Annotated in this window: 8 protein-coding genes; 2 read left to right on the forward strand and 6 right to left on the reverse strand. The window is 56.7% G+C overall.

The features are described 5' to 3' along the window. Positions 1 to 302: 302 nt before the first annotated feature. The 3 genes from ACFC20_RS17125 to ACFC20_RS17135 all read right to left on the reverse strand — a co-directional run bounded on the left by ACFC20_RS17125 (position 303) and on the right by ACFC20_RS17135 (position 4884). Positions 303 to 1214 carry a hypothetical protein gene (locus tag ACFC20_RS17125; protein WP_375194053.1) on the reverse strand — a complete coding sequence of 304 codons (912 nt, stop codon included), beginning with the start codon at positions 1212 to 1214 and terminating at the stop codon, positions 303 to 305. Between the two features lie 805 nt (positions 1215 to 2019). Beyond that, positions 2020 to 2718: an NrdJb gene (locus ACFC20_RS17130; protein ID WP_091984778.1), complete on the reverse strand. Its 699-nt coding sequence runs from the start codon at positions 2716 to 2718 to the stop codon at positions 2020 to 2022. Between the two features lie 27 nt (positions 2719 to 2745). Then, positions 2746 to 4884: an adenosylcobalamin-dependent ribonucleoside-diphosphate reductase gene (locus tag ACFC20_RS17135; RefSeq protein ID WP_375194054.1), complete on the reverse strand. Its 2139-nt coding sequence runs from the start codon at positions 4882 to 4884 to the stop codon at positions 2746 to 2748. A gap of 573 nt (positions 4885 to 5457) precedes the next feature. Between ACFC20_RS17135 and ACFC20_RS17140 the strand changes: the two genes are divergently transcribed. Continuing rightward, entirely contained in the window at positions 5458 to 6267 is an 810-nt protein-coding gene (locus ACFC20_RS17140; protein ID WP_375194055.1) for a DUF6160 family protein, read from the forward strand. 72 nt (positions 6268 to 6339) lie between these two features. Here ACFC20_RS17140 and ACFC20_RS17145 read toward each other — a convergent pair whose 3' ends face one another. From ACFC20_RS17145 to ACFC20_RS17155, 3 genes are all read right to left on the reverse strand, one after another. Beyond that, positions 6340 to 7134: an ABC transporter ATP-binding protein gene (locus ACFC20_RS17145; protein ID WP_375194056.1), complete on the reverse strand. Its 795-nt coding sequence runs from the start codon at positions 7132 to 7134 to the stop codon at positions 6340 to 6342. A gap of 9 nt (positions 7135 to 7143) precedes the next feature. Further along, positions 7144 to 8046 (reverse strand): ABC transporter permease, encoded by a 903-nt coding sequence (locus ACFC20_RS17150; RefSeq protein WP_375194057.1) that lies wholly within the window; start codon positions 8044 to 8046, stop codon positions 7144 to 7146. Positions 8047 to 8112: 66 nt separating this feature from the next. Beyond that, the gene (locus ACFC20_RS17155) at positions 8113 to 9087 is read right to left on the reverse strand and encodes an ABC transporter substrate-binding protein (RefSeq protein WP_375194058.1); all 975 of its coding nucleotides are present in this window, start codon (positions 9085 to 9087) and stop codon (positions 8113 to 8115) included. Between the two features lie 276 nt (positions 9088 to 9363). Between ACFC20_RS17155 and ACFC20_RS17160 the strand changes: the two genes are divergently transcribed. Further along, complete coding sequence (locus tag ACFC20_RS17160) at positions 9364 to 11031, forward strand: AMP-binding protein (RefSeq protein WP_375194059.1); 1668 nt, start codon at positions 9364 to 9366, stop codon at positions 11029 to 11031. Positions 11032 to 11137 lie beyond the last annotated feature (106 nt).

The following is an 11137-nucleotide window of genomic DNA, read 5'->3' on the forward strand; positions in this document are numbered from 1 at the left end:
GCGACGTGTGCCGGTTCAGGCAGTGGCCCACCAGGGCCAGTCCGCCGTGGGGTGTATAGACTTCGGTTCGGGATTGCTGGAGAGTGAAAGTACGCATGAGCTAAATGCACTGACTGGGTGAATGGATGTCAGGTGCTATTATATCGCCCAAGGCTTTGTTATTGCAGGCTTTGGATACAGTTTCAGCCGGTTGAACTCACGGATTCAGGTCAGGGTTTGGTTAAAGGGCGGGCTTTAGCCCGTACCAGTGAGCGGAGCGAACGATTTGAACAGCTAGTTAGCCGGACTTTGAAGCTGTTCGGTTAGCGCTCGTATGGATTATAGATATAGGTCATGCCGTAAATGAATTCATCACCATGCTGAAGGCTAAACTCATACTTTGGTTCCGGATTTTTTTGGGAATCTGTAGGTTGCTTTATGGTTAGCGTGTCCTTTGACATTGGCGGTACTGTGACGGTTGTGAAATAGCTTAGATCGCCTTTGGCTCTGAATTTTTTATCCGCCACTACTTCCATTGGAACTGCTGTTTTGTTGTATAGCTCAAAAGTTAATGTATCGTTCTTGTTCGGTTTTTGATTGTTCTCTACAAGCCGTACCGGAAATTCTTGGTTGCTATAGCTTTCCTTTAGCTCTGAATCATAATAGTTCCCAAGATTGCTCCACCCAAGCTCGTGAATGGATTTAAGCTGGTGTTCGGCATATGCATTGCTAAGGCTTTCATATGCTTTAAAACCATAAATTACACCTGGTATGGCACCGAAAATGACAGCTAAGAGAAGGAAGGTTAGTGCAAAGTTTGGTGGCACTTCTTCTATCTTTTGGTAAGTTTTCCCCTGGGTTCCTTTTGAGGAGATAGATATGACTTTTGATGGGTCAAGAATTCCATTCTCGATAAGCAAGATTGCTGACGCTTCTTGTCCTTTATGCAGCCTATTTATTTTTATATGTGATTTTTCGAGCGTGAGATCCGAGGAGTTAGAAGCAAGTAGCTCGGCGTTCAGGTCAGGGTCTAAGCTTGCGGTGATATCTTCTTCTGCTTGGTTTCCGCGGTTATATATTATTATTTCGCAAAGTGATCCGTCTTTGGATATAGCGGTGCTTTTATAGAGTTTTGGCGTTGCTACATAAAGTTGCCGCATCTTAAATAGGTATGCCACAACGGATGTAACTATGAATAATATTAAGCCGGCGACTATTTTTCCGAAATGTTCCATGTAAAAGATTCCAAATTTTCCGTGAGGCCTAACGCGAAGCGAAGCGGCACCCTGACAAGGGCGTCCGGTGGAGGCCGAAGGCCGGAACGTACTTAAGCGACTGGTTAGCCGGGGGTAACGAGAAAGACCAATCCCTGGCTAACAACATGACGGCATGCTCCGCTGCCCTGGCACCGCCATAAGCCGATGCACTTTGATTGAAAACACCGCCACCGACGCGACGAATGAACCTGAACTTCAGAGTAGCAGGTAAGCAAGGAACCGGCTTTCGGCGGACGGCCCCCCAACGCAGACACCTACCTTTATACCAACACCATCATCCGCTGAGCTACCAGCAAGACGACGAGTTTTGACGGCCTTGGCAAAACACCACTGATTCGGGTTTTGCTGCCAGATTTCGGCCAAGGCCCAATGGCAATCAGCCACCAAAAAAGACCAAGGCACTACCAGCTAACAGCTAATTCAACGTCAAATGACGTTTATTCAAAGGCGTCTATTCGAAAGTCTCGTTGATCCCAACGACCAGATTTCCTTTCTACATCCGAACGATACCCAATTAAGAAAGCAGCCCCTACGGAAATAGGCGTCAACTTCCACCACAGCCTGGGCCAAGATTGTTAGCCTATCCACATCGGCAATTCCTGAAATATTCCATATTTCTCATGGGCTTGTAAGCCGATGGAGCGGGCGGCGATAAGATTTTCGGACAATTGTCGTCTATCTCCACCTTTTTCCGCCCCCGAAAAACAAAAAGGCCCGAAGCGTTCACTTCAGGCCTTCTCGTCACTCATTGCAGTCAATCACCTCAACCGCACTTGCTGTCACCGCAGGACAGGCAGGTCGCACACCCGTCCATCACGATCACCGCCTTGGTGCTGCACTTGCCACACATGGTGGCGTTGGCGGGGTAGTCGCTGGCTTTTTCGTCGTTCGTGGCCGTGGTGTGGGTGGCTTCGAACTCGGCGCGCTTTTCGGCGAGGATGCGCTTGGTGGTTTCGCTCATTTCCTCGCTTTCCAGCAGGCCGATGGCCTTCAGGTGCTTCTCGATCACGGCGCCGATTTCAGCCACGAGGGAGGGCATGAACACGCCGCCTTTCTTGAAGTAGCCGCCGTTGGGGTCGTACACGCTGCGCAGCTCTTCCACCAGGAAGGTCACGTCGCCACCCTTGCGGAATACCGCGGAGATAACGCGGGTGAGGGCAATAACCCACTGGAAGTGCTCCATCGACTTGGAGTTGATGAACACTTCATAGGGCTGCCGGCTTTCGTGGTCGGTGCCTTCGTTGAGCAGGATGTCGTTGATGGTGATGTACATCGCGTGCTCGGCCACCGGCGGCTTGATCTTGTAGGTGGTGCCCAGCAGGAAGTCCGGCCGTTCGATGTATTCGTTCATCTGAACGGGCTTGGTGTCTGCCTGTACCGGTGCCTGGTGTTCGGCGGCGGCTTCGGGGTCGGCTTTCTTTACGCGGTAGCCGACGATTTTGTTGCTGATTTTAACTGTCATGTTCGTTGTCCTGTGTCGGTTCCCGGATCAGTACTTGCCGTAGGTGCCTTCTTTGAGTGCGTCAAACAGGTTGGCGGCGTTGTGGATCTCGCCGTCGTACTCCACCTGCTCGTTGCCCTTGAGGGTCACCTTGCTGCCGTCGTCCAGAGTGAACTCGTAAAGCGTGTTTTCCAGGTCCTTCTCTTTTACCAGCACGCCCTGGAAGGCTTCCGGGTTGAAGCGGAAGGTGGTGCAACCCTTCAGGCCCTTGTCGTAGGCGTAGAGGTAGATGTCCTTGAAGTCCTGGTAGGCGAAGTCTGTGGGAACGTTCGCGGTCTTGGAAATCGAGGAATCTACCCACTTCTGGGCGGCGGCCTGGATGTCCACGTGCTGCGCCGGTGTTACGTCATCGGAGGTGGTGAAGTAAGCGGGCAGCTGCTTGTCTTCGTCCTCGGAGAACGGCATGGCGCCCGGGTTCACCAGGTGGCGGTAGGCCAGCAGCTCGAAGGAGAACACGTCCACTTTCTCTTTGGTCTTCCGGCCTTCGCGGATGATATTGCGCGCGTAGTGGTGCGAGAAGCTCGGCTCGATGCCGTTACTGGCGTTGTTGGCCAGCGACAGGCTGATGGTGCCGGTGGGCGCGATGGAGGTGTGGTGGGTAAAGCGGCCACCTTTCTCGGCCAGCTCTTCCACCAGCTTCGGCTCCACGCTGGCAATCTGCTGCATGTAGCGGCTGTACTTGGCGTGCAGGATGCGGCCTTTCACCTTGTCGCCCAGCTTGTAGCCGTCTTTGCTCAGCTGCGGGCACTTGTTCAGCATCTTGGCGTCGATCTCGAACTCGTCGTCCATGATCGGCGCCACGCCTTTTTCCTCGGCCAGGGCCAGGGACTGGCGCCAGCCTTCCACGGCCATCTCGCGCACCACTTCTTCGGTGAACTGTACGGATTCTTCAGAACCGTAGGGCATGCGCAGCATGGCGAGGGTGGAACCCAGGCCCAGAATGCCCATGCCGTGGCGGCGCTTGTAGGTAATCTCGTGGCGCTGCTCGGCCAGCGGCAGGCCGTTGATCTCGACCACGTTGTCCAGCATGCGGGTGAAGATGCCCACTACCTTGCGGTATTTCTCGTAGTTGAAGCTGGCCTTGTCGGTGAACGGGTAGTCCACGAACTTGGTCAGGTTCACCGAGCCCAGCAGGCAGCTGCCATACGGGGGCAGGGGCTGCTCGCCGCAGGGGTTGGTGGCGCGGATGTCCTCGCAGAACCAGTTGTTGTTCATCTGGTTGACCTTGTCGATCAGGATGAATCCCGGCTCGGCGTAGTCGTAGGTGCTGGTCATGATGGTGTCCCAGATGAACTGGGCTTTCAGGGTGCGGTAGATGCGGCAGGCCACCTTGCCTTCATCGTTTACCACATAGCCTTTCTGCACCGGGAAATCGCGGTACACGAACTGGCTGGCGTCGCTCAGGTCCAGGCCTTCGTCTTCCACTTCCTTTTCAGTCACCGGGAAAGAAAGGTGCCAGTCGTCGCCGTTGCGTACGGCTTCGATGAAGTCTTCGGTGATCAGCAGGGAGAGGTTGAACTGACGCAGGCGGCCGTCTTCGCGCTTGGCCTGGATGAAGTCGATCACATCCGGGTGGTGTACGTCGAAAGTCGCCATCTGGGCACCGCGGCGGCCACCGGCGGAAGACACGGTGAAGCACATGCGGTCGAAGATATCCATGAACGACAGCGGGCCGGAAGTGGTGGCGCCGGCACCGGCCACGTAGGCGCCTTTCGGGCGCAGGGTGGAGAATTCATAACCGATGCCACAGCCTGCCTTGAGGGTAAGGCCGGCTTCGTGGTTCTTCTCCAGGATGTCGTTCATGGAATCCTGAACGGTACCGGAGACGGTGCAGTTGATGGTGGAGGTGGCCGGCTTGTGCGCTTCGGCACCGGCGTTGGAGGTAATCCGGCCGGCCGGGATGGCGCCGTTCTGCAGGGCCCAGATGAAGTTCTTCATGTGCTGGGTGCGTACGGATTTGTTCTCCACCTCGGCAAGGGCCTTGGCAACGCGCTCGTAGGTTGCGTTGATGTCCTTGTCTACGGGATCGCCATTCTTGGTCTTCAGCTGGTATTTGCTGTGCCAGATGTCGATTGAGGCTTCCTGCATCGGAATTGTCGTTACCACTGCCTGTGCCTTAGCGTTCATTGCCACCCTCGGTATGTCCAGTATGTCTTCTTTTTGACAGCACTGCAGAGCAATGCTGTACCCCTTTTGATCAATGCCATGGGCGATTTGTTCCGCGGAGCCGTGTAAACCACTAGATATGGTGGTTGCCTGTGAAGGCGGTTTTGCTCCCCGATGCCCGGTTACGTCTGTAGATCGTTGTGTTGGCGCGGCTGGCGCCGCTTGCGACCACGTGTATCGATGTGATCGCCTGGAAGTCTGTGGCCCTATATGTGGGCTTATTTTTTGAGGAGTATAACAGGATATAGTGTTGTGTGAATAAGAACGCAACTATTGAACGGGAGCATGCCGCAAAGAAAATCAATCGTTGAGCGCTTGCATCGACGAAAATTCCCGGAAAACCGCGCGTTGCGGCTAAAAACTCATTAATACTATATGTTGTGGTTAAAAATTCACCGGCAATAGCTCCGCAGAGCCGGGCAGAATGTGACTTCTGCACGTACCCCGTTAATACGTGTCGTTAAAGTATGAGGGTGGTGTCGAACATTGCAGTGGCCCACAGGATGTGACCAATACCAAAACAAGGAAATAATAATGAAAGGCCTGAAACCAACCTTGCTAGCGCTCTTTGTCGCGGGTGCGCCACCTGCGGCCATGGCCGAGATCCAGATGCTGGACGACTCGGCCATGGGCAACATCACCGGCCAGGCCGGTGTGACCATCGAGCTGGAAACCCGACTGAACATCGATCGCTTCATCTACACCGATGAAGGCTCTCTTGAGGTCAATGATATCTTCATCGGCGGTGCCAACCGCACCGACATGTTCTCGGAGATGAACCTGAACCTGAACGGGCAGGCGACCGATCGGCTGGACAACATCCGGATCAATATCGATATCGCCCAGGACGGCGATGCCATTATCAATCTGCTGCCCATCACGTTTAACGCGGTGGACTTCCGGATGACCACCGGCGCCTGGAACCTGACAGGTACCGGTGGCAGCACCACGGTGCTGGATAACTTCAACATGGACATGCTGATCGGCTCCGGCACCATTCGTATCGATACCGCCACCGACAAGCTGAATTTCAAGACCGATATCGCCATCGACGACTTGGATTTCGATGTGCCCTTCTTGGCGATTGGGATTCAAGATTTCCAACTCACTGGTGCAGAATATGACCTTTCGGCTCCCCAGCCGTTGGATCTTTTTGCAAGAGTCGAATTGGACATCTACAAGGCGCCGAACAGTGCTGGTGTCGACAGTCTTGCAGTGGACCTTCGGGACTTCAATGCCGATATCCGTATCGGTGGTGTTCTCGTGGGTGGAACGTCAATTGGTTCGGTGGCCTTGGATAATCTGGCTATCACCGATACATCGATGTTGATTTACGGTCACTGACCGTTGTTCAGAAAAGCATAAAAAAGCGGGGCCTTGCCCCGCTTTTTTTGCTACATACCTTTGAGTCTTTGGTCACCCCAGCAGCAGGCTGTCGTCGTCCACTTCCAGGCCGCGCTGCTTCTCGAACAGGCCCAGCAGGTCTTTAACCTCCAGACCCTCCCGGTCTTTGCCGGCGATGTCGAACACTACCTGGCCCTGATGCAGCATCACCGTGCGGCTGCCAACGTCCAGCGCCTGTTTCATGCTGTGGGTCACCATCAGCGCTGTCAGCTTCTGCTCCTCGATGATCTTGGTGGTCAGTTCCAGCACGAAGGCGGCGGTTTTGGGGTCCAGGGCGGCCGTGTGCTCGTCCAGCAGCAGGATGCTGGAGGGCGTGAGGCTCGCCATCAGCAGGCTCACAGCCTGGCGCTGGCCACCGGAAAGCAGGCCCATCTTGTCGCCCAGGCGCTTTTCCAGGCCAAGGTTCAGCGATGACAGGCTGTCCCGGAATTGCTCCATGTACTGGCGCTTTACCGCGGAGGTAAGGCCACGGCGCTGACCGCGTTTGATGGCCAGGGCCAGGTTTTCCTCGATGGTGAGGCCTTCGCAGGTGCCGGCGAGCGGGTCCTGGAATACCCGGGCTACACGGCCGGCCCGTTTGTGGGTCGGCAGTTTGGTGACATCGAGGTTGTCCACGATGATCTGGCCGCTGTCCACCAACACTTCCCCGGCGAGGGCATTGAGGAATGTGGATTTGCCCGCCCCGTTGCTGCCAATCACGGTAACGAACTCGCCCTGGTTCACGGTGAGGCTCATGCCCCGGAGGGCGGGGTTTTCCAGCGGTGTGCCTTTGCCAAAGGTGAGCCGCAGATCGGTTGCACTGATCATGTTGTCTCCTCAGGCCTTTTTTCGTGACAGTTTGCCGGCGATGGACGTGCGCACGCCGGGCAGAACGATGGCGAGGGTTACCAGAACCGCCGTAATCAGGTTCAGGTCCTGGGCCTGGAGGCCAAGGAAATCGGCGTTCAGGGCAAAGGCGATGGCCAGCCGGTAGATGATGGCGCCCACTACGCAGGCGATCAGCGCACGAAACACGGTGGAGGGTGTGACCACCGCTTCACCGCCGATCAGCGAAGCCAGGCCGATGACGATTACGCCCACACCCATGGTGACGTCTGCCGCACCCTGGCTCTGGGCAAACAGGGCGCCCGCCAGGCCCACCAGGCCGTTGGAGAGGGCAACGCCGAGCACAATCATGGCGCCCGTAGCTATGCCCTGGGCCCGCGCCATGCGGGCATTGGCACCGGTAGCGCGCATGGCGAGGCCGGTTTCGGATTTCATGAATCGCCAGAGCAGGATAAGGGATAGGAACACCACGATCACGAACAGCAGCACCGGTACCTGGTGGAACTCCAGCCCCAGGTCGTACCAGGGGGTAAGCACGGTTTCTTCGGTGAGCAGCGCCACGTTCGGCCGCCCCATGATGCGCAGGTTCACCGAGTAAAGCGCGATCATGGTGAGGATAGAGGCCAGGAGGTTGAGAATGTTGAGCTTTACATTCAGCAGGGCTGTCACGGCGCCTGCTGCCATGCCGGCCAGCACGGCGCAGCCGGTGGCCAGCCAGGGGTTCCAGCCGTCGATGATCAGTACGGCAGCGACGGCGGCCCCCAGGGGAAAGCTGCCATCCACGGTAAGGTCGGGAAAGTCCAGCACCCGGAAGGAAAGATAGATGCCGAAGGCTACCAGGCCATAGATCAGGCCGGTTTCAATAGCGCCATAGAGGGCGATGTTGCTCAGCATGGTCGGGTATCACCATTAAATAGAAACGGGCAGCCCCTTGTTAGGGCTGCCCGTTGGGTTAGGGGATTACTGGGCGCTGTCGATGACTTTTTCTGCCTCGGCGATCAGCTCGTCAGACAGGGTGATGCCCATGCGCTCGGCGGCGGCCGGGTTCACAAACAGGTCCAGTTTCTCCATGGTTTCCACGGCCATATCGCCCGGCTTCTCACCGTTCAGCACGCGGGCAACCATCACGCCGGTCTGGCGACCATGATCGTAGTAGTCAAAGCCCAGGGCGGCCACGGCACCACGCTCAACGGTGGCAGTGTCGGCGGCAAACATGGGAATGCCGGCGCGCTCACCCACGGAGATCACCGCTTCTGCCGCACTGATCACCGTGTTGTCGGTGGTCAGGTAAATGGCGTCTGCCTTGCCCACCAGGGAGCGGGCGGCACCCAGTACTTCGGAGGTCTTGGTAGCCGCGCCCTTCACCAGTTCCAGGCCGCGGGCGGCCAGGCGCTCCTCAAGCAGGTTTACCAGCGATACCGCGTTGGCCTCACCGGGGTTGTACACGGTACCGATGCGCTTGGCGTCGGGTACGATGCGCTGCAGCATGTCCAGGTGCTTGTCCAGTGGCAGCATGTCGCTCACGCCGCTGATGTTGGCGCCGGGAGCTTTTAGACTGTTTACCAGTTTGGCACCCAGCGGGTCGGTTACGGCCGAGAAGATCACCGGTGTGTTGCGGGCTGCCGCCGCTACGGTCTGGGCCGAGGGTGTTGCGATAGCAACGATGACGTCGGGGTTTTCACCCACGAACTTGCGGGCGATCTGGGCGGCGATGGCCGAGTTGCCCTGGGCACTTTCGTGCATCACCTGGAGGTTTTCACCTTCTTTGAAACCACGTTCAGCCAGCTCGTCCTTGATGCCCTGATAAACGGCGTCCAGTGCCGGATGCTCTACAATCTGGGTGATCGCGACAGTGCGGGGTTCGTCTGCCTGCACGAGGGTTGCCATTGCCAGCAGGGTGGCACCCAACAGGGTGCGCAGGGTACGTTTGGCCATATGCCCATCTCCGGATCGGTTGACTGTGATGTTGAAGTTCAGAAGGTGCGCAAGTTTATCACAGGCACGTGGCCTACGGGGTAGTGTCTGGCCGGTTGCCGCAGGCTTTTTGGAGCTTTCGGTGCGGGTTGGGTAATCTGTCGTGACTAAAATAGGTGCAATCAGAAATTATTTTGCGTCGGTCACGTTTTGACGGCCTATCATGTGTTGAAATACCCTACGAAAGTCTAATAATAAGTCACCCATAACTCGAATAACGAAATGCAAGGAAGGTCCATGGACACAACAAACAAACTCCCGCTGGATATGCTCTATCACTGGGAGAACGAAAAAGCGAACGCGCTGTACATGACCCAGCCCATCGGCGATGGCAAGGTGGTGGAATACACCTGGGGTCGCGCAGTTGATGAAGCCAGACGTATGGCTTCCTACCTGAAATCCCTCAATCTGCCGGAAAAAAGCAGAATTGGCCTGATTTCCAAAAACTGCGCCCACTGGATCATGACTGACTGGGCTATCTGGATGGCCGGCCACATCTCCGTTCCCCTTTATCCCACCCTGAATGCTGACACCGTGAATTACATCCTCAACCACGCCGAGTGCGAGGTGGTGTTTGTCGGCAAGCTGGACGACTGGGACATGATGAAGCCGGGTGTGCCAGAGTCGGTGCGCTGCATTTCCTACCCGCTGAGCCCGCCCAACGATTTCGAAACCTGGGACGACATCATTGCCAAGTATCCTCCCCTTGAGGAGAACACTCACCGGAGCGCCGACGAGCTGGCCACCATCGTGTACACCTCGGGCAGCACCGGCAAGCCCAAGGGCGTGATGCTCAGTTTCGGCAACATGGCGTTTGCCGCCGAAGGTGGGATGGAAGTCCTGAAGGTCGGATCCGACGAGCGCATGCTGTCCTATCTGCCGTTGGCTCACGTATTCGAGCGCACTTTTGTTGAGCTGGCCTCGCTGTACGCGGGATTCCAGTTGTACTTTGCCGAGTCGCTGGACACCTTCGTGCAGGACCTGCAGCGGGCGCAGCCGACTCTGTTCCTCTCGGTACCGCGTCTGTGGGTGAAGTTCCAGCACGGCGTGCTGCAGAAGCTGCCCAAGCAGAAGCTGGAGCGACTGCTGAAGATCCCGGTGGTGAACAAGCTGATCAAGAAGAAGATCCTCAAGGGCCTGGGCCTGGACAAGGTGAAACTGGCGGGCAGTGGTTCCGCGCCGCTGGCCAGCGACGTTCTGGACTGGTACCGCAATCTTGGCCTCGAGCTGCTTGAAGGCTACGGCATGTCTGAAAACTTTGCCTATTCGCACATGAACAAGCCGGGCCGTTCGCGCACCGGTTACGTGGGTGAGTCGCTGCCCGGAGTGGAAACCCGCATCAGCGAAGAGGGCGAAGTGCAGATCAAGAGCCCGGCCACCATGATGGGTTACTACAAGGATGAAGAGAAAACCCGCGAGGCCTTCACCGAAGACGGTTTCCTGAAAACCGGCGACAAGGGTGAGATCGACGAGATGGGTCGCCTGAAGCTGACCGGCCGCATCAAGGAAATCTTCAAGACCAGCAAGGGCAAGTACATTGCCCCGGCGCCGATTGAAAACCGGCTCATGTCCCACGACGCCATTGAAATGGTGTGCGTGTCTGGCGCCAACCAGACCCAGCCCCATGCACTCGTGATGCTGGGTGAGGAAGTGCGGCCGAAGATGGCCGATGAGGCCTTTCGCAAGGAAATCGAGGAAAGCTTCAAAAAGCTGATTGCGGATGTGAACAAGACCGTGGATCCGCACGAGCAGCTGGCGTTCATTACCGTGGTCAGCGATGAGTGGTCCATCGAGAACAGCTTCCTGACCCCAACGCTGAAGCTCAAGCGCAACGTGGTGGAGGACGCCTACCAGGAGAAGGTGGATAGCTGGTACGCCAAGCGCCAGCCGGTGATCTGGCAATAACGCATCACTGCTCTCAAGCAAGACGAAGCCCGGCCATGCCGGGCTCTTTTTTTGGTGCGCCAGGCATGGCGCGTAGCGCCTTGACGGGCGCTGTTCCGGTACAGGT

The organism is Marinobacter sp., assembly GCF_041984545.1.
Lineage (GTDB): Bacteria > Pseudomonadota > Gammaproteobacteria > Pseudomonadales > Oleiphilaceae > Marinobacter.

Coding starts and splice junctions, on each gene's coding strand:
- ACFC20_RS17125 (WP_375194053.1), bottom strand. CDS start 1,214: ATGGAACATTTCGGAAAAATAGTCGCCGGCTTAATATTATTCATAGTT.
- ACFC20_RS17130 (WP_091984778.1), bottom strand. CDS start 2,718: ATGACAGTTAAAATCAGCAACAAAATCGTCGGCTACCGCGTAAAGAAA.
- ACFC20_RS17135 (WP_375194054.1), bottom strand. CDS start 4,884: ATGAACGCTAAGGCACAGGCAGTGGTAACGACAATTCCGATGCAGGAA.
- ACFC20_RS17140 (WP_375194055.1), top strand. CDS start 5,458: ATGAAAGGCCTGAAACCAACCTTGCTAGCGCTCTTTGTCGCGGGTGCG.
- ACFC20_RS17145 (WP_375194056.1), bottom strand. CDS start 7,134: ATGATCAGTGCAACCGATCTGCGGCTCACCTTTGGCAAAGGCACACCG.
- ACFC20_RS17150 (WP_375194057.1), bottom strand. CDS start 8,046: ATGCTGAGCAACATCGCCCTCTATGGCGCTATTGAAACCGGCCTGATC.
- ACFC20_RS17155 (WP_375194058.1), bottom strand. CDS start 9,087: ATGGCCAAACGTACCCTGCGCACCCTGTTGGGTGCCACCCTGCTGGCA.
- ACFC20_RS17160 (WP_375194059.1), top strand. CDS start 9,364: ATGGACACAACAAACAAACTCCCGCTGGATATGCTCTATCACTGGGAG.